We start from the raw sequence: 23,757 nt of genomic DNA, 5'->3' as shown, positions 1-23,757 counted from the left end.
TGCCTACATCCGCTCAGATAAAAGAGACTACTCCTTAGTAGTATTGTCGCTTCTGTGGGCTAGGGGTAGACTTAAAAAGGTAATTCTCAATTATTTGTCAATCAGAGCTAAACTCTGGTAATGTGAAATTACAACGCTGTTGTGTGTTTTCTGTGAAGAGTGTGAAAATTCTTTGTAAAATATTCTGACGCATAACTGCCATCAAAACTCCGAGCGACTCTCTTCTAAGTCATGAAGACATACGGAATCGTCCATGATAAGAGGGTGTCGCCAGTGACCGGCCTGTGCTGGTTTCACTCAGGGTGAGTTCAGAAATGAGCTGGCCTCCCGTATTTGGAAAGGTGTTCCGTGGCGAAACAATTTGAAGATAACTTCCAGCGCAAATTCTATTATTTGCGCCTGTCAATCACTGATGTCTGTAACTTCAGGTGTACCTACTGTCTGCCTGATGGCTATCATCCTGAGCATGGGAAAAAGCCCTCTTTCCTGACTTTGGACGAGATTCGCCGTGTCACGTCGGCTTTTGCTGACTGCGGTACGACCAAAGTCAGGATTACCGGCGGTGAACCAAGCTTGCGGCGTGATTTTACCGATATCATCCATACAGTTGCTTCACAACCTGGTATCGAAAAAGTGGCAACCACCACCAATGGATACCGGATGGAGAAGCAGGTTCATCAATGGCGTCAGGCCGGGCTGACAAATATTAATGTCAGTGTTGATAGCCTGGATCCCCGCCAGTTTCATCTCATTACCGGTGAAAATCTGTTTCACCAGGTGATGCGTGGTATCGATGCAGCCTTCGAAGCCGGTTACGAGCAGATCAAAGTCAATACTGTGTTGCTCAAAGGCATGAATGCTGAGCAGCTACCGCAATTTCTGGCCTGGATAAAAGATCGCCGGATTCAGCTGCGTTTTATCGAACTGATGCAGACAGGCGAGATGGATGAGCTGTTCAGCAAGCGTCATGTGTCCGGTGTCAGTATTCGTAATGCTCTGATAGCCAATGGCTGGTTACTGAAATCCCGTGGCTTGAACGATGGTCCGGCGCAGGTTTTTTATCATCCGGACTATCTGGGCGAGATTGGCCTGATCATGCCCTATGAAAAAGGTTTTTGTACCACCTGTAATCGCTTGAGAGTGTCAGCGCGGGGGAAATTGCACCTTTGTTTGTTTGGTGATCACGGTGTGGAATTGCGGGATTTACTGGCCAGCGATCATCAGCACGAGGCGCTGATCGCCAGAATCCGGGGTGGGCTGACAGAAAAATCAGTCAGCCATTACCTGCAGGACGGCATTACGGGTATGACGCCCCATCTGGCTTCTATCGGCGGCTGACGCGGTTTTCCCTGATTCAATATAAAAGAGAAACAAATGACAGAACTGACTCATATTAATGCGTCCGGCGAAGCGAATATGGTGGACGTATCGGAAAAAACGGAAACCGTTCGTGAAGCGAAAGCTGAAGCTTTTGTTACCATGTCGGATAAAACACTGCAATTGATTGTCTCCGGCCAGCATCACAAAGGTGATGTGTTTGCTACCGCCAGAATTGCAGGTATTCAGGCGGCAAAGAAAACCTGGGATCTGATCCCCTTTGTCATCCACTCCTGCTCTCGAAAGTCGAAGTGCAGTTAGAGGCCCAGCCTGAACAGAAGCGGGTATGTATTGTGTCTACCTGTAAGCTGGCAGGGAAAACCGGCGTTGAGATGGAAGCCCTGACGGCGGCATCGGTGGCGGCGTTGACCATTTATGATATGTGTAAAGCGGTTCAGAAAGACATGGTGATTGGCCCTGTCAGGTTACTGGAAAAACGCGGCGGAAAATCCGGCGATTTTCAGGCAGCAACGGATATGCAGGGAGAGGGATGATGATTACTGTGCTGTTTTTTGCGCAAGTGCGTGAATTGATCGGTGAAGATAAGCTGCAAGTACCGTCTGAGTATGAAAAAGCAGAAGACTTACGTGCATTTTTGTCATCGCGCGGTGACAAATGGGCGTTGGCGCTGGATAACGATAAATTGTTAGTGGCCGTCAATCAGACAATTTGCCCGCTGAATACCTTGCTGAACGATGGTGATGAAGTGGCCTTTTTCCACCGGTTACCGGGGGTGAAAGATGACAGATAAGATTTGCGTCCAGGCTGAGGACTTCAGTTTAGCGCAGGAATATCAAGCCTTAGCCGAAGGCAACCAGGCTGGCGCTGTGGTGACTTTCATCGGAAAAGTCAGGGATATGAACCTGGGCGAATCCGTATCGACTCTGACGCTCGAACATTATCCTGGTATGACGGAAAAGTCCTTGCTAGCGATTGTTGAACAAGCGAAATCACGCTGGCCGGTTTTAGCTGCGACTGTCATCCACCGGGTCGGTCAGTTAACAGCAGGCGATCAGATTGTGTTTGTCGGGGTATCCAGCGCGCACCGGGGGCCGCTTTTCAAGCCTGCGAATTCATTATGGATTACCTGAAAACCGAGGCACCTTTCTGGAAGAAAGAAGTCAGGGAAGGTGAAACCAGCTGGGTCGATGCCCGTGAAACGGATCAGCAAGCCAGGCAACGCTGGCAAAAATCGTAAAAATAAATGTTAACACCAGATTAATAGGTTGTGTCTTCTATTGTCTCCCAGAGACTAGAGTAAAACACCTATTAATCTATCCGCACCAGTGAAACCATCCTAATAACCCGCAGTGATCTGTGATCTCTACCTGAGATCTTATTTATTAACGTTATTTTACGTTCATTCAGAATGCATATCTTTTCTTAAAAAATGCATACCCGGTGTATAAAACCAGTCTCTCATTGTAATGGCGATTTTTTGCTCCAATCATGTTTGTAAACACAGTATTAACAACGCAAAGGGTGAAAAATGACACTTTTTTATCGTGTTCAGAAGTCCACTAATCCATAAAGTTCAAAAAAATATTTATATCTTTTTCATTTTAATTCGATAAATCTTATAACCAAAAAACATTAAGCTTGTGTTCAGGTTTGTGAATGAAATAGTGGCTGACATTCAATGCAATCCATTTTATTTGATTTCTTATTTCCTTTTGGTGGGTATTTATTCATAGTGGATCGTGATCACAATTCTCATTTTGGTGGTTTTTTATACTAATTTGTTGCACCGATGTTGAAATGTTCTGTTGCGCCGCTGTTCAGTGCCTGTTAAGTTTTTGTCGTCCTTGGATGGGGCCAAATAACATAAAATCGTTACAGGAATGTAAAATGAAAAAGACACTTTTAGCAGTAGCAATCCCTACCTTATTGATTGCCAACACAGCGAATGCTTATGAGCTGATCAACGAAGAAGGAAAGTTCGTTGATTTTTATGGCCAGTTGCGTACTCAAGTTGAAAAATATGAAGATAAAGACGTTACCCTGAATGCGGGTTCTTCACGTGCCGGTGTGAATGCCAAATATGCAGTAAACGAAGACTTAGATGTCGTCGGTTCTGTTGAATTCGGTGTGGGTTACTCTGAAGGTTCATACGATATTAAAAACCGTCTGCATTTTGCAGGCTTTGCAACCCAGGCAGGTACTTTTACATTTGGTCGCCAGTGGATTTCAACTGATGACGTCTGGGGCGCAGATTACTCGTACTTCTTTGGTGGTACAGGTATAGGTCAGACATCTGAAAAGCTATCAGGTGGTCGCCACGATTCAGCGATCAAATACAAGTTTGAAGGTGAAAACTTCTGGGTGAACTCAACTTTCGGTTTGTCTGAAGATGATACCAATGCTGAACTGGGTGAGCTGTATGTAGGTACTACGGTTGCTGGTTTTAATGTTCACGCTGGTGGTGGTTACTACAACGATAAATCTTACAAAGTTGGTTCTCAGACGGTAGGTCAGGATCTGGCTGGTAATGATATTAACAAAGACATTAATGCTGATATCGACAGTACTTACTTCGAAGGTACTGTAGAGCGCACTTTTGGCCCTGCAACTGTTGGTTTCACTTATAACAATGGTTCATTTGAGCAAAATGGTACCAATCGTTCGATTGACGTAGACAGCTTCATGCTGGCTGCAACTTACAGTGTTGCGAGCAATGCAAGCATCTACGGTGGTTATGAGTTCTCTGACTTTGAAGCCGAAAATGGTGCTCAGAGCCTGTCTGATGACTACACCGTTGTTTATCTGGGTGGTGTTTATCACCTGAACAGCTGGTCACGCGTTTATGCTGAATACGGTTACGCTGATGGTGCAACCATTGGTTATGACAATGACAACGCAGATATCACTGTTGCTCGTGGCGTGAAAGATGCTGAAAACTCATTCGCAGTTGGTTACCGCGTTTACTGGTAATCCCTCCGCGTAACAGCAGTTCGTAACTTGCAAATACTACTGCCTTTGAACCCGGTGCCATGGTGCCGGGTTTATATTTATCAGCAGGTTACATAACAAAAAACATAAAATAAAAAATAGCCCCAAATCTGGGGCTATTTCATTGCATTCAGAGCAGACAATAACTCTTCAATGCTTATTTAATACCTTCTTCTTCTTTCACTTTACGCGCTGGTGGCATGTAGCCATGACGGACTCGTGAAGGGCTGGGGCGTGATGCGCCGCCGGCTGGTCTCATAGTTGCACTCTCGATCACTAACGGAAATATTCAGGAACAGGTTGATTGGCATTTGCCTTCACTGCGGCCAGTAGAATAGCCCTGCCAATATCGGTGATATTAGCGCTAAAAATCTGGCTGAGATACTTGAAAATTGCCTTGAAATGGAGATGTGAAAACAAAATCTAACAGCGTTTTTTTTATGCGCTTTTGTTCTTAAAACCTACCTCCGGCAGAGCATGAAATTTTGTGCCATAGTTAATGTCTGCGGAAATCGGCCGTGGTCGTGATTACGCCAACAATGAAGGCGTAATTGTTTTTACCAACCTGAAATTTTAATGCAGTCAATCACACATTGATTTCTTGTATTCACAAAGGAGGGGGTATGAAGCACAGACGCGTATCGAACAGACGAGTGAAACAGATTCTTGAAGAAGCGGGCATTAGAGACCCATTTTCTGATCACATACACGATGATCGTGACATCCAGCGAGAAGGGAAAAGCAAGGGGTTCGATGAGGGCCACTCACAACTAAGAACTGAATCCGATCGAAAATAACGATTATTTTGTCTTTAAAAGCGCCTATTTTGGCGCTTTTTTATTGCGTTCGGTCAAGATTCTAAAACTTACCGGTTGCATATTTGTGAATAGTGAAATCCATGCCAGATAAAATGGTGATATTTTGATTTGTTATGCTATTAAATTGCACATTTATTCATGTTATCAGTATGTTTAGCTGTATTGACTATTAACGATGAATAAAGTGGACAAATTATCTGTCTGCGTATTTTGACTCGAAACTTTTGTCTTTATTCGTCATTTTTATGAGGTGTGTTCTCTGTTTTGTGATGAATTTATGGCAAATATTGTTAGTTACTGTTAAAGTTTTCAACCAATTCTTCGGCTGTTTCATCATTGATAATTGGAATAACAATGCGTGATAATGGTTATCATTAGCCAGGTCGAAGAAAGTCATGGACGCAATGAAATAATGTATTGGAGATAATGCATGTTTAAGAACAAAATTACTCAGGCACTTCTGCTTGGCGCGGGTGTTTCTGTTGCAGCAGCTTCATTTTCTGCAATGGCCGCAAATGTACCAGCTGGTGTGAAACTGGCTGAGAAGCAAGAACTGGTACGCGGTAACGGTGCTGAGGTTGCTTCTATCGATCCGCACAAAACGGAAGGTGTGCCGGAGTCCCACGTGATTCGCGATTTGCTGGAAGGTCTGGTTAACCAGGATGGTGACGGAAATACCATTCCAGGCGTTGCCGAAAGCTGGGAAACCAAAGATAACCGCACATTTATTTTCCACCTGCGCAAAGATGCTAAATGGTCAAACGGTGATCCTGTCACCGCTGGTGACTTCGTATACAGCTTCAAGCGTGCGGTAGATCCTGCGACTGCTTCCCCTTATTCATGGTATCTGGAAATGACGACCATGAAGAATGCTGCCGACATCATTGCCGGAAAGAAAGACAAAGACACACTGGGTGTTTTTGCAGAAGATGACAACACACTGCGTATTGAGCTTGACCAGGCCGTTCCTTACTTCGTGAAGATGATGGGCCACACCACAGTGAAACCTGTCAACCAGAAAGTGGTTGAAAAATTTGGTGATGACTGGACCAAGCCAGAAAACTTCGTCGGTAACGGTGCTTACGTGATGGACAAATGGGTGGTGAACGAGCGTATCGAAATGAAGCGCAACCCATACTACTGGGATAACGAGCACACTGTCATCGACAAAGTGACTTACCTGCCAATCGAAAACCAGGTTGCAGAAATGAACCGTTTCCTGGCCGGTGAAATTGACTTCACGTATGAAGTGCCCAATGAGCATTTCCGCCGCCTGGAAAAAGAGCACCCGCAAGAAGTTACCATTACTGGTAACCTATGTTCTTACTACTACGGTTTTAACAACGAAAAAGCGCCATTTAATGATGTGCGTGTCCGTAAAGCGCTGACTTACGCGATTGACCGCGACATTATCACCAAAGCGCTGTTGGGCCAGGGCCAGAAACCGGCTTACTTCCTGACACCGGAGATCACTGCTGGCTTTGATCCGGTTGCGCCAGAATATGCGGCTATGACGCAGAAAGAGCGTGTGGCAAAAGCCAAAGAATTGCTGAAAGAAGCAGGTTTCGACAGCAACAACCCGCTGAAATTCACTCTGCTCTATAACACTTCAGAAAACCACAAGAAAATTGCAGTCGCTGTAGCTTCTATGTGGAAGAAGAACCTGGGTGTGACCGCTGAACTGGAAAACCAGGAGTGGAAAACCTATCTGGACAACCGTCGTCAGGGTAATTTTGAAGTTACCCGTGCTGGCTGGTGTGGCGACTACAATGAAGCATCGAGCTTCCTGTCTCTGATGCAAAGCAACAACTCTTCAAACGATCCGCGTTATAAGAGTGAAGCATATGACAAAATCATGGATCAGGCTCTGAAATCTACTTCTGATGAAGAACGTGAAGCGCTTTACGTCGAGGCTGAGAAACTGCTGGCGAAAGATATGCCAATCGCGCCTATCTATCAATATGTAAAACCTCGCTTGTTAAGTCAGAAAGTTGGCGGCTTCCCATATAACAATGCGGAAGAGAAGATCTTCACAAAAGATCTGTACATTAAAGCGAACTAAACGCTCGTACTAATCAAAAAATAAGATCAACGGCATTTCCTTCTCAGGAGGAGGGGATGCCGCATTTCTGTCACAGCTATCAGTCGGTAACAATTATGATTAAATTTGTTGCAAAACGGATTTTTGAGGCGATCCCAACGCTGTTGGTTCTGATCACCATCTCATTTTTCCTGATGCGCTTCGCGCCGGGTAATCCGTTCTCAAGTGAGCGCCCGCTTCCGCCGGAAGTGATGGCAAATATCGAAGCTAAGTATGGTCTGGATAAGCCTGTTTTCGAACAGTACACCACTTATCTGGGTAACATTCTGCAGGGCGACTTTGGCCCGTCTTTTAAATATAAAGATTTCAGCGTGAATGAGCTGGTTCAGGATGCCTTGCCGGTTTCTGCGAAAATTGGTTTCTTTGCCTTTGTGTTTGCACTGGTGATGGGGGTGACGGTCGGCACGCTTGCCGCGCTCAAGCAGAACACCTGGCTTGATTACCTGATCATGTCGACGGCCATGGCCGGGGTGGTGATGCCATCCTTTATCCTGGCGCCTGTCCTTATTTATATCTTTTCAATTAACATGCAATGGTTGCCGGCAGGCGGCTGGCAGGATGGATCGGTGAAATTCATGCTGCTGCCTATGTTGGGTATGGCACTGCTGTATGTGGCGACATTTGCCCGTATTACCCGGGGCAGCATGATCGAAACACTGAACAGTAACTTTATTCGTACTGCCCGTGCGAAAGGTCTGAGCTATCCGTATATCATTGTGAAGCACGCACTGAAGCCAGCCTTGTTACCTGTTGTCTCATACATGGGCCCGGCTTTCGTCGGTATTATCACAGGCTCTGTGGTGATTGAAACCATCTTCGGTCTGCCTGGCATTGGTAAGCTGTTCGTGAATGCAGCTTTCAACCGTGATTATTCACTGGTGCTTGGTATTACTATTCTGATCGGTACGCTGACCATTCTGTTCAACGCGATTGTTGATATTGTTCTGGCGTATATCGATCCGAAAATCCGCTACTAAGGAAGCTGACCGATGATGTTAACTAAAAAAGAAAACGTAAACGCGGTAGAGAAGTTTTCAGAGCAGCTGGAAATTGAAGGCCGCAGTCTGTGGCAGGATGCCCGTACCCGATTTACACGTAACAAAGCCGCCATGATTAGTCTGGCCATTCTGTCTTTGATCTGCCTGGCCGTTATTTTCGGGCCGATGTTCAGTCAGTATGCCTTTGATGACACGGACTGGTATGCATTGCATGCCGCACCAAGTTTTGGTCCGGAAGGCCATTTATTCGGTACAGACAGTCTGGGGCGCGATCTCTTTACGCGTACCCTGATCGGCGGCCGTATCTCATTGATGGTCGGTATTCTGGGTGCCTTGGTTGCTGTCGTGATCGGCACCTTGTACGGCGCAACGTCCGGCTTTCTTGGCGGCCGCACCGACCGTGTCATGATGCGTATTCTGGAAATTCTGTACTCAATTCCGTTTATGTTCTTCGTGATCGTTCTGGTGACTTTCTTTGGTCGTAATATCATGCTGATCTTCGTGGCGATTGGTGCGATTTCCTGGCTGGATATGGCCCGTATCGTCCGGGGTCAGACGTTGTCACTGCGCAGCAAAGAGTTTATCGAAGCAGCCCATGTGTCTGGTGTCAGCCGCTGGAATATCATTACGCGCCACATCGTGCCTAACGTACTGGGTATTGTCGCTGTGTATTCAACACTGCTGGTACCGCAGATGATTTTGACCGAATCTTTCCTGAGTTTCCTTGGCCTGGGTGTACAGGAGCCAATGACCAGCTGGGGTGCCCTGCTGCAAGAAGGCGCACAAACAATGGAGATTGCCATCTGGCAGCTGTTGTTCCCTGCGATATTTATGGTCCTGACTTTATTCTGCTTTAACTATGTTGGCGATGGCCTGCGCGACGCGCTGGATCCAAAAGACAGATAAAACCAAGGAATATTCATTGCCGCTGTTCAGGTGACCTTGCTGGAACACTGACTGCACGGCGGCAAGATAAGGAAGTGAAATATGAGCTTATTAAATGTCAAAGATCTGCGCGTAGAGTTCACCACGCAAGATGGTATTGTCACCGCAGTGAATGATTTGAACTTTTCTCTTAGCCAGGGTGAGACCCTGGGAATTGTGGGCGAGTCGGGTTCTGGTAAAAGCCAGACCGTGTTCTCCATTATGGGGCTGCTCGCCAAGAACGGTAAGATCAGCGGCAGCGCGAAATTTGAAGGCCGTGAAATCCTGAATTTGCCGGAGCGTGAACTCAATAAGATCCGCGCCGAGCAGATTGCGATGATTTTCCAGGACCCGATGACATCACTGAATCCTTACATGAAAGTCAGCGATCAGCTGATGGAAGTGCTGATGCTGCATAAAGGCCTGGGGCGTGCCGAAGCGTTTGAAGAAAGCGTGCGCATGCTCGATGCCGTGAAAATTCCGGAAGCACGCAAGCGCATTACCATGTACCCGCACGAGTTTTCCGGCGGCATGCGTCAGCGTGTGATGATCGCCATGGCGCTGCTGTGCCGTCCGAAACTGCTGATTGCCGATGAACCAACCACAGCGCTGGACGTGACCGTACAGGCGCAAATCATGGATTTGCTCAACGAGCTGAAAAGTGATTTCAACACTGCCATTATCATGATCACCCATGATCTGGGCGTAGTCGCCGGTAGCTGCGACAAAGTACTGGTCATGTACGCTGGCCGTACCATGGAATATGGCAAAATCGATGAGATTTTCTATCAACCCGCTCACCCTTATACCGAAGGTCTGCTGAGAGCGATTCCCCGCCTGGATACCGAAGGCGAAGAGCTGCCGACGATCCCGGGCAATCCGCCAAACTTACTGCGTCTGCCTGTCGGCTGCCCGTATCAGGAGCGTTGCCACCGTGTCAGCAGCCGCTGTTCACAGGAAGCACCAACACTGGAGCCTTTTGCTGAAGGTCGTTTACGTGCATGTTTTTCTGATGTGGGGACGTGGTAATGCAAACAGAAAAGAAAGTTTTACTCGATATTAAAGATCTCAAGGTTCACTTCAATATTGCACCCAAGTCAGCCTGGCCCTGGACCAAACCGCTCAAGCTGAAAGCCGTAGACGGTGTCGGAATTCGTTTGTACGAAGGTGAGACGCTGGGCGTTGTGGGTGAGTCGGGCTGTGGTAAGTCAACCTTTGCCCGTGCTGTGATTGGTCTGGTGCAAGCCACAGAAGGGAATGTTGTCTGGCTGGGTCAGGATCTGACCAAGCTGGAACACAATGCGATGCGTGAAAAACGCAAAGAGATCCAGATGATTTTCCAGGATCCGCTGGCCTCTCTGAACCCGCGTATGACGGTGGGAGATATCATTGCCGAGCCGCTGAAAACTTTTTATCCGGAGCTGACGACAGATGAAGTCAAAGCCCGGGTGAAAGAAATGATGAATAAGGTGGGCCTGTTACCGAACGTGATCAACCGCTACCCGCATGAGTTCTCCGGCGGTCAGTGCCAGCGTATCGGTATTGCGCGCGCACTGATCCTGAAACCTAAGCTGATTATCTGTGATGAGCCGGTGTCGGCCCTGGACGTGTCTATTCAGGCTCAGGTGGTCAACCTTTTGAAATCACTGCAGAAAGAGATGGGCCTTAGCCTGATCTTTATTGCCCACGACCTGTCGGTGGTGAAGCATATCTCTGATCGCGTCATGGTGATGTATCTGGGGAATGCCGTTGAAATCGGTGAGGGTGATGCGCTGTTTGACGGACCGAAGCACCCTTACACCAAGGCACTGATGTCTGCTGTTCCGATTCCGGACCCGGAGAAGGAGCGCAATAAGACCATCCAGTTACTGGAAGGTGATTTACCCTCACCGATGAATCCACCTTCGGGCTGCGTGTTCAGAACACGCTGTCCGCAGGCAACCGACAGCTGTGCGCAGAAAAAGCCTCAATTAGAAGGCGGAGACGTACATGCTGTGGCTTGCCTGAATGTGCACTGATTTAAGCCTGTGACAGGCTTTAAGCGCGGCGTAAAACCCGCGCTTTTTTTGTTACACCCCAGAAAGATTGAATAAAAATCAAACTTTTGAGTGTTTTGTTAACATCTAATTGATGTTGTTGTCGCCAAAAGTTACATTTTGACTGATTTGACTTACAAGGACGGTTATATGCGGTCACTTTCGGTTCAGTGGAAAATTACCCTGATGGCGGGGTTTGCCTTACTGGCAACCGCTGCGGTACTCACCAGCCTCTCGTTTTACTTTTCGGGACAAAGCCAGCAGCTGGTGAGCCAGCAGTCATTCAGTTCGCTGCGAAACCAGTCGCAAGAGCTGGTGAAAGCACAGGCTGAAAGACAGGCGATTTCTGTTCAGCAATTTTTTGATGAAGCGTCACACCGGGCTGAGATGCTGGCTCAGAGTGTGCTGTTTCTGAAATATAACGCGGAAGAAAATTATACCAATAGTGCAGAACTGCGCGGCTCGATCACCGAGTTACTCCGTCGCTCTGTCAATGAATTTGCCAACATTCATGGCGCGTTTGTGGTGTTTGAGCCGGATGCGCTGGATGGTGAAGATGGCAATTACGCCGATGCCGCTTATGTGGGGGCCAATGCGACCGGGCGATTTTCACCCTACTGGTTCCGTGGCGAAAGTGGCGAAGCCGAACAGCGTATCATCAGTGAAGCGAAAATTGGCGATAAGGCCACCAATGCCTGGTATACCTGCAGTCTCAATGGCAGGGAATCCTGTGTTCAGGATCCGGTATTCTCTACCGACAATGGCCAGAAGGTGCTGCTGAGCTCCATTACTATTCCGCTGATTGTAAAGGGTAAAGCCATCGGTGTGATGGGCATTGATGTGAAGCTGGATTCTTTACAGAGTGTCATCAATACCGTAGACGAGAACCTGTTTCACGCCAGCGGTAAGGTTTCTCTGGTCAGTCAGAATGGTACCGTTGTTGCCTGGGATCAGGCCAGCGACAGAGTCGGCAGTACCGTCATGCCGGGTGATGGCCTGCCCGCAACGCTGACCGACTGGCTCAGACAGGGCACGCAAATGGTAGGCTGGAGTCAGGATCAAAGCTGGCTGACCGCTTACAATCCGGTTGAGCTGGGCCAGACAACCTGGGGCGTGGTCATCCAGCTGCCGGCGGAAAAAGTGCTGGCAGAAGCCACGAGCCTGGATCATGCGATTCAGAAACAGCGAGATGAATCTTCCGCTATTCAGCTGATGGCCAGCCTGGCGATTGCAGCGGCTGGCCTGCTGATGCTGTGGTTTGCTGCCGCCCGGTTGGTCGCTCCGATTCGCCAGATTGCTGAGCGACTGAAGGATATTGCCTCAGGGGAGGGGGATTTAACCCAGCGGCTGCATGTCGGCCAGCAAGACGAGCTGGGTGAGCTGGCGACCTGGTTTAACCGCTTCCTGGATAAATTACAGCACACCATCTCACAAGTGATTATTGCAGTTGATGAAGTTGGCACAACGGCCAATGAGGCTGCGCAGGTGGCAAGCCATACCCGTGATGGCAGCCAGGCGCAGTTTAAAGAAGTCGACATGGTGGCGACGGCGTCTGAAGAAATGTCGCAGACGGCTGAGCAGGTTGTCAGTCATACCGAAACAGCCGTTGGTGCTGCCCGCGATGCGGACTCTGCTGCCGTAGAGGGCCAGGGGGTGATTCATGCCTCAGCAGAATCCATGAACCATTTGGTTTCCCGCATGGAAACGGCAGTTCCTGTTGCCCGGGATCTGGAGCGAAACAGCGAAGACATCAATCAGATTCTGCAGGTGATTGCCGGCATTTCAGAACAGACCAACCTACTGGCCCTGAATGCGGCCATTGAAGCAGCGCGGGCCGGGGAGCAAGGCCGCGGATTTGCAGTAGTCGCGGACGAAGTTCGTCAGCTCGCCAGCCGTACTCAGGATTCTGTCGGCCAGATCCGCAACGTGATTGAGGTGCTGCAGCAGGGTACCCGCGATGTGGTGAATGCGATTGAAGAAGGCAACCAGCTGGCAGGTGATACCGCGCATCAGGTCAGTGAGGCAGTCGCGAGTCTGGAGCGTATTACCGAAGCGGTCCGCGCAATTCAGTCCATGAATGAGCAGATCATGCATGCTGCCGGTGAGCAACGTGCGGTTGCCGGAGAAGTGAACCGGAATGTCTCGAATATCCGCGAGCTGAGTGAGACGATTTTAGGGCAGGCTGAACACTCGGCCACCATAGGTCAGCGTTTAACCTCCTTGTCCCACAAACAGCAAGAGTTAGCCGGTCAGTTCAAAGTGTGACAGCACCTGACACAGTGACACAGTCTCGTGATCAAAAAAAGCCCGCATCGCGGGCTTTTCTGTCATATGGCAAAGCGGGTTTAGTCGGCCTGATGCCAGTAACCCATGTTCACCCACTGGGTCAGCAATACAATTAATGCTGAGTGATTGATGAGTTCGCCCACCTCTGCGATAGAAAAACTGTCCTGATTGCAAAGCCAGTCCGCGGCCTGTTCGCAACCGGCAGGTAACTCGTAGCGCTCGCCGTCAATATAGACAGTGTGTGGATGCCCCTGATGGTAGAACGCACGCAGGCCGCCAACTTTGTAGAAGATTTCACCCTGCATCAGCGCGCCCACGATTTCATCACCCGACCAGGCCGGGTCGGCTGCGATCACATCCATGTTATGGCGACTCAGGCTGAGATATTCACCCAGCCACTGATGCATGGTTTCCGGTTTTTCCATCAGGCTGCGCATCATGGCGATCAGATCCTGGCATTCGCTGGCGGGCAGTTCGCCAACCTTGTCACGAGCCGGCAGATCCGGGTTGTGATAATGTTCATCGCCCATTTCATTTTCGATGATGAAATCGGCAAAGCTGCTCAAAAGCTCCTGTTGTTTCGGTGAACGGAACCCCATCGAGTAGCTCATGGCAGTTTCCAGGGCATAACCGTCATGAGGGAAGCCGGCGGGAATATACAGAATATCGCCCGGCTCCAGCACTTCATCAATGATAGGGTCAAACCCGGTGATCTGGCGCAGGTTCGGGTGACGGAAACATTCTTCGTAGTTGTCTTTGCGCGGGCCAACCCGCCAGCGGCGTTGCCCTGAACCCTGAATAATGAAGACATCGTACTGGTCGAAATGGGGGCCGACACCGCCTCCTGGCGTGGAGTAGCTGATCATCAGATCATCAAACAGCCAGCCGGGCATGGCCTGAAACGGTTTGACCAGTCTGGCTGCGCCGCTGTGCCAGTGGTTAGCCGCCTGTACCATGAAAGACCAGTGATCATCCGGCAGGTTGTCAAAGCTCAGCGGCCCTTGTTCGACCTGCCAGTCTTCACCCTGACGTGCGATATAACGGGAATCGACTTCTTCTTCCATCGCCAGTCCGGCCAGCTCATCGGGTGAGATAGGGTCAACGAAATCGGCAAAACCGCCTTTAATCACTGTGGGTTGCTTTTGCCAGTAAGTCGATAAGAACTCGCTGAACGAGAAGGTAAATTGATACATAGTCTTCATCGGTTAGAAATTTAACGGGGATTATATCAGTGATTGGGGGCAGACCGGCAGAAACTAAAAAGGCCAGCATCTTATGCTGGCCTTGAGACACAATAAATCAGCCGATCAGAGTTGATCGGTCAGTTTAATTGCATCACCAATGTAGTTCGCTGGTGTCATGGCTTTCAGGCGTGTTTTCTCGTGTTCCGGCAAATCCAGACCATCGATAAACTGACGCATACCTTCGCCGTCGACACGTTTGCCGCGGGTCAGCTCTTTCAGCTTCTCATACGGTTTTTCGATACCGTAACGACGCATCACTGTTTGTACCGGCTCGGCCAGCACTTCCCAGTTTTTGTCCAGCTCGGCTTCCAGTGCCGCCTGGTTGACTTCCAGCTTGCTGATCCCTTTCAGGGTAGACGTGTAAGCAATGATGGCATAACCGCAGCCAACACCCAGGTTACGCAATACCGTGGAGTCGGTCAGGTCGCGCTGCCAGCGGGAAATCGGCAGCTTTTGAGCCAGGTGGGCAAAGATAGCATTCGCCAGACCCAGGTTGCCTTCTGAGTTTTCAAAGTCAATCGGGTTGACTTTGTGCGGCATGGTGGAAGAACCTATTTCACCGGCAATGGTCTTCTGCTTGAAGTGGCCCAGTGCGATATAGCCCCAGACATCACGATCAAAGTCGATCAGAATTGTATTGAAACGCGCAAAGGCGTCAAACAGTTCTGCGATGTAATCGTGTGGTTCAATTTGCGTGGTGTACGGGTTCCAGTCCAGGCCCAGAGAGGTGACGAACTCTTCGCTGTACTGGTGCCAGTCGATGTCCGGATAAGCAGACAGGTGCGCGTTGTAGTTACCGACAGCGCCGTTGATTTTACCCAGCAGCTCGACCTGTTCAATCTGACGGTACTGACGTTCCATACGGTACGCCACGTTCGCCATTTCTTTACCCATGGTACTTGGTGAAGCCGGCTGACCGTGGGTACGGGACAACAGAGGCACTTCACGGTATTCCGCTGCCAGTGCTTTAATGGCGTCAATCACGTTACGGACTTCAGGCAGCATGACTTGCTCACGCGCTTCTTTGAGCATTAAAGCGTGCGACAGGTTGTTGATGTCTTCAGACGTACAGGCAAAATGAATGAATTCATTCACCGCGTGCAGCTCAGGATTATCAGCCACTTTTTCCTTCAGGAAGTACTCGACGGCTTTCACATCGTGGTTGGTCGTGCGTTCAATGGTTTTGATACGCAGCGCATCTTCTTCGCTGAATTCAGCGGCAATACGATCCAGGAAGGCATTGGCTTCAGCGCTGAAGGCCGGAACTTCCGCGATAGCGTCAGTCGCTGCCAGTTTTTGCAGCCAGCGAATTTCAACGATGGTACGGTATTTCAGCAGACCAAATTCACTGAAGATACTGCGCAGTGCGCTGGTTTTGCTACCGTAGCGGCCGTCTACCGGGGAAACAGCAGTCAATGCTGACAGTTCCATGATGTCTCTCTCCTGATTAAAGGGTTATAGCTGAGTTACAGAACGCCCGAAAGGCGCTCTCTGAGAATAGTGTTTAGCTTCGGGCCTGAATGATTTTTGCCTGTTCAAGCATCTGTTTGCGGCCAAAAATCAGATGACGACGCTTACCGCCGACCTGACGCCACAATACGGCACTGCGAACCGCTGCCAGCAGCAGGGCACGCACTTTGTGCTGCACTTGTTGCTGTTGCAACTGAGCCGGTGTTCCTGTGACCTGAATGCGCGGGCCAAGCGGGCTGATGATATCCAGATACACACTGGCCAGATTGCTGATCATCTGGTCATCAAGCAGGTCGAAATGATCCAGCTGGCGTTTCACCATATCAATCCGGTCGCCCAGCTGCGCCATACTGTCGCGACGGCTGGCCAGTTTACGCTCCAGTGCCATCACGCTGACCAGATACCGGGTAATTTCACTGCCTGCTGGTGTATTGTCGATTTCATTGATCATGGTGCTGAGGCCTAACCTGAGGTCGGCTTCGTCACCAAAAATTTCAATCACGTTGTTTGGGTTGGTCGAGGTCAGGGTGCGCAAACAGGTGACGAAAGCGTCGTTATCACAAGTGCCTGTGCGCGCAACAGTCTGCACTAATTTCACTGCCTGACAAATGCCTGCAAACGCAATGGTTCTGTCATAAATTGTATAAGCCATGGACTGTCCCTTTAAAACCGCTCTTCAATGATGCCGCCGCCAAGACACACATCGCCCTGATAAAATACAGCGGACTGACCGGGTGTGACTGCGATTTGCGGTTCATCAAAAATGACTTTGATGCTGTTGTCATCGACAGGAATAATGGTGCAAGGCGTATCCTGCTGGCGATAGCGGGTCTTCACTGTGCATTTCACCGGCTCGCGAACCGGTTCGCGATCGACCCAGTGCAGCTGAGCGGCGACCAGGCCATTCGATTGCAGGCGCGGATGATCCTTCCCTTGGCCGACAATCAGCAGATTCTTCTCAATATCTTTATCAACCACGTACCAGGGCTCATCTGAGCTGTCTTTCAAACCACCAATCAGCAGACCTTTACGCTGGCCCAGGGTGTGGTACATCAGTCCCTGATGCTGTCCGATCACCTTACCGTCTTCAGCCGTGACAATATCGCCTGGTTGTGCAGGCAGGTATTTACCGAGAAATTCGGTGAACTTACGCTCGCCGATAAAACAGATACCGGTAGAGTCTTTTTTCTTGGCGGTGATCAGCCCTTGTTCTTCAGCGATGCGGCGTACTTCTGGCTTTTCCAGTTCGCCGACAGGAAACAGACTGCGGGCAATCTGATCGTGGCTCAGGGTATACAGGAAATAGCTCTGGTCTTTGTTGTTATCCAGTCCGCGTAACATCTGCGCTTTTTGACCTGGCTGGGTCGGGAAAGTGCGACGGGTATAGTGACCCATGGCAATGTAATCAGCATCCAGCACTTCATCGGCAAACTCCAGGAATGCCTTAAATTTGATTTCTTTGTTACACAGAATGTCAGGGTTTGGGGTACGGCCCGCTTTATATTCTGCCAGAAAGTATTCGAACACATTGTCCCAGTACTCAGCAGCAAAGTTGATCGTATGAAGATGAATGCCCAGTTTGTCGCACACAGCCTGTGCGTCCGCGAGATCTTCTGCTGCTGAGCAGTACTCGTCATTGTCATCTTCTTCCCAGTTCTTCATGAACAGGCCTTCTACCTGGTAGCCCTGTTGAAGTAGCAGGTAAGCAGAAACCGAGGAATCGACGCCGCCGGACATGCCGACAATAACTTTTTTCTGGCTGTTATCTGACATTTTTCTCTTCAATCTTGAATAAGTGATAAGGGCGTAATTCTAACAGAAAGCTGCGAACTGAAACAGATCGAGAACCGCTTCACACTTTATTCATCTTTCATCGGCAAATTTGGCTGTCAGCCTGCACGATTACTCGGTAATTACCACTAACGCAAACGTTTGCTATTTGCCGGCAATGATAGTGTAACTCTCCGCTAATGTGTAGTGTTTTAGCAAAATTAACGCGCCGGTGAATCTCATCTGTCGGCCAGCAATGGTCAGAGAGTCACTTCCCGCCATTCACCGGGAGCCAGACCATCAACGGTCCAGTCTGCCATCTGGTAGCGGATCAATCTGAGCGTCGGGTGGCCTATGTGGGCCGTCATGCGGCGTACCTGCCGGTTGCGTCCTTCTCTTAACGTAATGCTGAGCCAGGTGGTCGGGATATTTTTACGCTCACGGATCGGCGGATGTCTGTCCCAAACCGCAGGTGTGTCAATGACGGTGACATCGGCAGGCAATGTCATGCCGTCTTTTAATGTGACGCCTGTGCGTAATGCTTTGAGCTGCTCGTCATCCGGAATGCCTTCAACCTGCACCCAGTAGGTTTTGGGCTGCTTGGAGCTGGGCTGTGTCAGACGCGCTTGCAGGATACCGTCATTGGTCAGTACCAGCAGACCTTCGCTGTCTTTGTCCAAACGTCCTGCGGCATAGACCTCTTTTACCGGGATGTAGTCAGCGAGTGTTTTGTCGCCCGGCTCTCCGCTAAATTGCGTCAACACATTGAAGGGCTTGTTAAAAAGAATAATCTTCTGCGGACCACGGTGACGGCCTGGCTGAGCGGCAGAGCGTGATTTTCGCGGCTTGGTGCCAGGCTGACGGGACGGGTTACGATCGTCGTTCCGGGTAGTGCGTCGGGTACGTTGAGTTTTCATGGCGATACAAAGTAAAGGGGGATAAGTATTTTGTGAGCGCACCATTATAACGTAAAAAACCACCCATGGCGTGCTGGTGAATTTTCAAGTATGATTCCCCCGCATCTTACAAAAAGATAACAAACGGACGCTAGGAGAATTTAATGGATAGTAAAGTAGTTGTACCAGCAGAAGGTCAGAAAATTGCCCTTGATGCCGATGGTAAGCTGGTCGTTCCTAACAACCCGATCATTCCTTTTATTGAAGGTGATGGTATTGGCGTTGATGTAAGCCCTGCAATGATCAAAGTGGTTGATGCGGCAGTTCAGAAAGCTTACGGCGGCGATCGTAAAATTTCCTGGATGGAGATCTACACCGGTGAAAAATCGACTCAGATTTACGGTGAAGATGCTTGGCTTCCTCAAGAAACGCTTGATTTTATTCGTGAATACAAAGTTGCAATTAAAGGTCCATTGACTACACCTGTTGGCGGCGGCATTCGTTCACTGAACGTTGCACTGCGCCAGGAGCTGGATCTGTATATCTGTGCGCGCCCGGTTCGTTATTTTGAAGGCGTACCAAGCCCGCTGAAACAACCTGAACTGACTGACATGGTTATCTACCGTGAAAACTCAGAAGATATCTATGCAGGTATTGAGTTCAAAGCGGGTACAGCCGAAGCAGATAAAGTGATCAAGTTCCTGCAAGACGAGATGGGCGCGACGAAGATCCGCTTCTCTAAAGACTGTGGCATCGGCATCAAGCCAGTCTCTGAAGAAGGGACTAAGCGCCTGGTACGTGCAGCAGTGCAGTACACCATCGACAATGACCGTGATTCACTGACGCTGGTTCATAAAGGCAACATCATGAAGTTTACTGAAGGTGCCTTTAAAGACTGGGGTTACGAAGTCGCGAAAGAATTCGGTGCTGAGCTGCTGGATGGCGGCCCATGGATGACACTGAAAAACCCGAACACAGGGAAAGAAATCATCATCAAAGACAGCATTGCAGACGCGTTCCTGCAACAGATCCTGCTGCGTCCGGCTGAGTATGATGTGATTGCGACTATGAACCTGAACGGTGACTACATTTCTGATGCACTGGCTGCTCAGGTAGGTGGTATTGGTATCGCACCTGGTGCCAACATCGGTGACGGTGTTGCACTGTTTGAAGCGACTCACGGTACTGCACCTAAGTATGCCGGTCAGGATAAAGTGAACCCGGGTTCTCTGATTCTGTCTGCTGAAATGATGCTGCGTCACCTGGGTTGGACAGAAGCTGCCGACCTGATCATCAAGTCTATGGAAGCGGCAATCCGCAACAAGACTGTGACTTACGACTTTGAACGTCTGATGGACGGCGCAACACTGCGTAAGTGTTCAGAGTTTGCTGGCGATATGATTGAACAAATGTAAGCCAGTTTCATCGCTTTGAGAAAAGGCTCGGCTTCGGCTGGGCCTTTCTGTTTTTACTCGATTATTTTATCCCATGGCCGGAGAAAAGCATGCCCCTGGCATTGTGTTGTTTCTACTAGATCGGTCATAATTAGCCCACAAGCGCTTGTTCAAAACGAGAAGAAAACGCGGGCTGAATAGCCAGTTGTTAACTGAATTGTTAATTGCTTGTTTTCTTGTGCTTTATTCACTGTTTATTCACTTAATTGTCAATGAAGTGGTGATGAAAAAGCAGAGCCGGAGATGAAATGCTTGAAGAGTAGGCTGTCAATAGGATGGTAGAGGCAATAACTAAAGGTGAGCAGTCGCCCACCTGGATAAAGTGATGTAAATGTGTCAGCTACGTTTATTTACTGGCGCTTTCAACATCGATGGGGACGATTTCACTGGCGTGATAGCCTTTCGGGCCAGTTTGAACGATGTAGTTAACTTGTTGACCTGCTTTCAGCGTTCGATATCCTTCCATCTGGATAGTTGAATAGTGTGCAAAGATATCGCCTTCACCGTTTTCTGGACAAATGAAACCGAAGCCTTTTGCGTTGTTGAACCATTTAACTGTACCTGTTGCCATGCTTTTACATCCCTCTTTGCATTCAATTTCCATTTAGCATTTATTTATCAGTACTGTTTTAACATGACTTGAATATAAATGCTATTTTGATGCAGTTAGTATCTACTACAAGGTACACTTTAGTAAAAAGACTTAGACAGTCAAGCAAGACTTGTAACATTTGGATGAAATCTTTTTTGTCCGTCGCAATCTAGCAACCGATTGAACAAATGACTAAGATGAGATTATGAGTAAGTTAAGCGAAAGGATTAACCCTGAGTCAGACATACTTGATAAGGAGGACACTCAGGTTAAGCCGCCATCGATGTATAAAGTGATTTTAAATAATGATGATTACACACCGATGGATTTTGTGATAGAAGTGTTACAGAAGTTCTTCTCCATGGATTTGGAGAGAGCAACACAGTTGATGCTGGCTGTGCATTATGAGGGGAAGGCAGTGTGCGGCATTTTTACTGCCGAAGTCGCTGAAACCAAAGTGGCTCAAGTCATGATGTATGCAAGAGAGCATGAACATCCGCTACTGTGTACCATGGAAAAAGCCTGACTTTTTCCGGCACGCCAAATCAAGTGGTATTTAGGGGAGGTGCCTTATGCTAAATAAAGAACTTGAAACCAGTCTCAATGGTGCCTTCGCGCGGGCAAGGGAAAAACGCCATGAGTTTATGACGGTTGAGCATCTGCTGTTGGCGCTATTGGAGAATCCTGCTGCTCAGGAAGCCCTGTTAGCGTGCCGTGCTAATCTGGACACCCTTCGAAAAGAACTGGATGCCTTCATTGAACAAACCACGCCATTAATCCCTGCCGATGATGAAAGCAGGGAAACCCAGCCAACGCTGAGCTTTCAGCGCGTATTACAACGCGCGGTTTTCCATGTACAGTCATCGGGCCGCAGCGAAGTGACCGGTGCCAATGTGCTGGTGGCTATTTTCAGTGAGCAGGAATCGCACGCGGCTTATCTGCTTAAGAAAAGTGATATCAGCCGTCTTGATGTGGTGAATTTCATTTCTCATGGCACCGTAAAAGACAGTGACAGTGATGATCTGAACCAGTCAGAGGTCAGCCCTGACGATCCGCGTGCCGAAGGCGGTGAAGATCGTCTGGAAAATTTCGCCACCAATCTCAATCAGCTGGCCCGGGCCGGTGCTATTGATCCATTAATTGGCCGTGAATATGAGCTTGAACGTACCGTTCAGGTGTTGTGCCGTCGTCGTAAAAATAATCCTTTGCTGGTCGGTGAGGCCGGAGTGGGTAAGACGGCTATCGCGGAAGGTCTTGCCTGGCGTATCGTTGAAGGTCAGGTGCCCGACATCATTAAAGATTGTGTGATCTACTCGCTGGATATCGGCTCACTGTTGGCCGGCACCAAGTATCGTGGCGACTTTGAGAAACGCTTCAAAGCGATTTTGAAACAGCTTGAAAAAGAAGAAAAAGCTGTCCTGTTTATTGATGAAATTCATACCATCATAGGTGCAGGAGCGGCTTCTGGTGGTCAGGTTGATGCGGCTAATCTGATCAAGCCTTTGCTGAGCAGCGGTAAAATCCGCTGTATGGGATCAACCACCTATCAGGAATACAGCAATATCTTTGAGAAAGAGAGAGCGCTGGCTCGCCGATTCCAAAAGATTGATATTGTTGAACCTTCGTTGGACGATACCACGAAAATCCTCATGGGGCTGAAAACGAAATACGAAGCCCACCATGAAGTCAGGTACACCAATAAAGCCATTCGGGCGGCAGTTGAGCTTTCTGCGAAATATATCAATGAGCGCCATTTACCTGATAAGGCGATTGATGTCATTGATGAAGCCGGTGCGCGTTGCCGTCTGGCACCTGTCAGTAAGCGTAAGAAAACCATCAATGTCAGCGACATTGAAGCCATGATTGCGCGTATTGCCCGGATCCCTGAAAAGTCGGTTTCCTCAAGCGATAAAGAAGTGCTGCTGAACCTGGACAATAAGCTCAAGATGCTGGTCTTTGGTCAGGATAAGGCGATTGAAGCGCTGACTGAAGTGATCAAACTCAGCCGTGCCGGGTTAGGGGCAGATAATAAGCCTGTGGGTTCATTCCTGTTTGCCGGCCCGACAGGGGTCGGTAAAACCGAGGTGACGGTGCAATTGGCGAAAATGCTGGGCATCGAACTGTTGAGGTTTGATATGTCCGAGTATATGGAGCGCCATACGGTCAGCCGTTTGATTGGTGCGCCCCCGGGCTATGTCGGCTTTGATCAGGGTGGTTTGCTGACCGATGCTGTTATTAAGCATCCGCACTCAGTTGTGCTGCTGGATGAAATAGAGAAAGCGCACCCGGATGTCTTTAACCTGCTGCTGCAGGTGATGGATAACGGTACGTTGACTGATAATAACGGACGTAAAGCGGATTTCCGCAACGTGATTTTGGTGATGACGACCAATGCCGGTGTTCAGGAGACGGTCCGTAAATCCATCGGGCTTGTTCAGCAAGATCACAGCCATGATGCGATGTCGGAAATCAAGCGGGTCTTTGCGCCTGAATTCCGTAACCGTCTGGATAACATCATTTGGTTCAATCACCTGGAAAAAGATGTGATTAATCAGGTTGTTGATAAATTCATTGTTGAACTGCAGGCCCAGCTGGATGCCCGTGGTGTCTCAATGGAAGTCTCGAATGAAGCACGTGAGTGGCTGGCCAATAAAGGCTACGACAAGTCTATGGGGGCTCGTCCAATGGCCAGGGTCATTCAGGAAAACCTGAAAAAACCTATGGCGAACGAGTTGCTGTTCGGCTCGCTGGTCAATGGTGGCTCGGTGCGTGTCACCTTAAAAGATGACGGTACACTGGATTTCCGCTTCAGCAGTGAAATGGAACCGGCGCATTAAAGTGT

The 23,757-nt window shown here is 49.0% G+C and carries 17 protein-coding genes, 3 pseudogenes and 1 riboswitch; of the genes and pseudogenes, 14 read left to right on the top strand and 6 right to left on the bottom strand.

The genetic code is table 11. The features are described 5' to 3' along the window. Positions 1-194: 194 nt before the first annotated feature. Positions 195-360: riboswitch (molybdenum cofactor riboswitch) on the top strand. The 11 genes and pseudogenes from moaA (at position 349) to P4S53_RS19455 (ending at position 13,468) form a co-directional block, all read left to right on the top strand. Beyond that, positions 349-1,338, top strand: a complete 990-nt coding sequence (gene moaA, locus P4S53_RS19505; RefSeq protein ID WP_337113994.1) for a GTP 3',8-cyclase MoaA — start codon at positions 349-351, stop codon at positions 1,336-1,338. Its footprint overlaps the riboswitch before it by 12 nt. A 36-nt stretch (positions 1,339-1,374) precedes the next feature. Then, positions 1,375-1,871 (top strand): annotated as a pseudogene (gene moaC, locus P4S53_RS19500) (cyclic pyranopterin monophosphate synthase MoaC). Then, positions 1,871-2,121 (top strand): annotated as a pseudogene (gene moaD / locus P4S53_RS19495) (molybdopterin synthase sulfur carrier subunit). The pseudogenes moaC and moaD overlap by 1 nt, the downstream one beginning before the upstream one ends. Beyond that, positions 2,118-2,575 (top strand): annotated as a pseudogene (gene moaE / locus P4S53_RS19490) (molybdopterin synthase catalytic subunit MoaE). Before moaD ends, moaE begins: the two co-directional pseudogenes overlap by 4 nt. 650 nt (positions 2,576-3,225) lie before the next feature. After that, complete coding sequence (locus P4S53_RS19485; protein WP_337113993.1) at positions 3,226-4,308, top strand: porin; 1,083 nt, start codon at positions 3,226-3,228, stop codon at positions 4,306-4,308. Between the two features lie 1,266 nt (positions 4,309-5,574). Continuing rightward, positions 5,575-7,206, top strand: coding sequence for an ABC transporter substrate-binding protein (locus P4S53_RS19480; protein ID WP_337113992.1), 1,632 nt, complete (start codon positions 5,575-5,577; stop codon positions 7,204-7,206). A gap of 95 nt (positions 7,207-7,301) precedes the next feature. Then, a complete protein-coding gene (oppB, locus tag P4S53_RS19475) occupies positions 7,302-8,222 on the top strand; it encodes an oligopeptide ABC transporter permease OppB (RefSeq protein ID WP_027252783.1) in 921 nt (306 codons plus the stop codon). Between the two features lie 15 nt (positions 8,223-8,237). After that, on the top strand, positions 8,238-9,149 hold the full coding sequence (oppC, locus tag P4S53_RS19470; protein ID WP_120511923.1) for an oligopeptide ABC transporter permease OppC: 912 nt from the start codon (positions 8,238-8,240) through the stop codon (positions 9,147-9,149). Between the two features lie 81 nt (positions 9,150-9,230). Then, on the top strand, positions 9,231-10,196 hold the full coding sequence (locus P4S53_RS19465) for an ABC transporter ATP-binding protein (RefSeq protein WP_337113991.1): 966 nt from the start codon (positions 9,231-9,233) through the stop codon (positions 10,194-10,196). Next, a complete protein-coding gene (oppF, locus tag P4S53_RS19460) occupies positions 10,196-11,185 on the top strand; it encodes a murein tripeptide/oligopeptide ABC transporter ATP binding protein OppF (RefSeq protein ID WP_337113990.1) in 990 nt (329 codons plus the stop codon). Before P4S53_RS19465 ends, oppF begins: the two co-directional genes overlap by 1 nt. A 168-nt stretch (positions 11,186-11,353) precedes the next feature. Continuing rightward, positions 11,354-13,468 (top strand): methyl-accepting chemotaxis protein, encoded by a 2,115-nt coding sequence (locus P4S53_RS19455; RefSeq protein ID WP_337113989.1) that lies wholly within the window; start codon positions 11,354-11,356, stop codon positions 13,466-13,468. Positions 13,469-13,548: 80 nt separating this feature from the next. Here P4S53_RS19455 and P4S53_RS19450 read toward each other — a convergent pair whose 3' ends face one another. The 5 genes from P4S53_RS19450 to P4S53_RS19430 form a co-directional block, all read right to left on the bottom strand. Next, positions 13,549-14,682, bottom strand: a complete 1,134-nt coding sequence (locus P4S53_RS19450) for a ribosomal protein uL16 3-hydroxylase (RefSeq protein WP_337113988.1) — start codon at positions 14,680-14,682, stop codon at positions 13,549-13,551. 114 nt (positions 14,683-14,796) lie between these two features. Next, entirely contained in the window at positions 14,797-16,164 is a 1,368-nt protein-coding gene (gene purB / locus P4S53_RS19445) for an adenylosuccinate lyase (RefSeq protein ID WP_161459730.1), read from the bottom strand. Positions 16,165-16,237: 73 nt separating this feature from the next. Beyond that, entirely contained in the window at positions 16,238-16,855 is a 618-nt protein-coding gene (hflD, locus tag P4S53_RS19440; RefSeq protein ID WP_337113987.1) for a high frequency lysogenization protein HflD, read from the bottom strand. Between the two features lie 11 nt (positions 16,856-16,866). Beyond that, the gene (gene mnmA, locus P4S53_RS19435; RefSeq protein WP_337113986.1) at positions 16,867-17,976 is read right to left on the bottom strand and encodes a tRNA 2-thiouridine(34) synthase MnmA; all 1,110 of its coding nucleotides are present in this window, start codon (positions 17,974-17,976) and stop codon (positions 16,867-16,869) included. A gap of 257 nt (positions 17,977-18,233) precedes the next feature. Beyond that, complete coding sequence (locus P4S53_RS19430) at positions 18,234-18,890, bottom strand: pseudouridine synthase (protein WP_337113985.1); 657 nt, start codon at positions 18,888-18,890, stop codon at positions 18,234-18,236. A gap of 143 nt (positions 18,891-19,033) precedes the next feature. Between P4S53_RS19430 and icd the strand changes: the two genes are divergently transcribed. After that, a complete protein-coding gene (gene icd, locus P4S53_RS19425; protein WP_337113984.1) occupies positions 19,034-20,284 on the top strand; it encodes an NADP-dependent isocitrate dehydrogenase in 1,251 nt (416 codons plus the stop codon). Positions 20,285-20,669: 385 nt separating this feature from the next. Here icd and cspD read toward each other — a convergent pair whose 3' ends face one another. Further along, positions 20,670-20,894 (bottom strand): cold shock domain-containing protein CspD, encoded by a 225-nt coding sequence (gene cspD, locus P4S53_RS19420; RefSeq protein WP_337113983.1) that lies wholly within the window; start codon positions 20,892-20,894, stop codon positions 20,670-20,672. Positions 20,895-21,120: 226 nt separating this feature from the next. Between cspD and clpS the strand changes: the two genes are divergently transcribed. Both clpS and clpA read left to right on the top strand, forming a co-directional pair. Next, positions 21,121-21,441, top strand: a complete 321-nt coding sequence (clpS, locus tag P4S53_RS19415; RefSeq protein ID WP_046218647.1) for an ATP-dependent Clp protease adapter ClpS — start codon at positions 21,121-21,123, stop codon at positions 21,439-21,441. Positions 21,442-21,487: 46 nt separating this feature from the next. Next, a complete protein-coding gene (clpA, locus tag P4S53_RS19410) occupies positions 21,488-23,752 on the top strand; it encodes an ATP-dependent Clp protease ATP-binding subunit ClpA (RefSeq protein ID WP_192015168.1) in 2,265 nt (754 codons plus the stop codon). Positions 23,753-23,757 lie beyond the last annotated feature (5 nt).

The sequence above is a fragment of the Photobacterium sp. Hal280 genome, from assembly GCF_037162255.1.
Classification (GTDB): domain Bacteria; phylum Pseudomonadota; class Gammaproteobacteria; order Enterobacterales; family Vibrionaceae; genus Photobacterium.
This window is presented reverse-complemented; position numbering and strand designations above follow the sequence as displayed.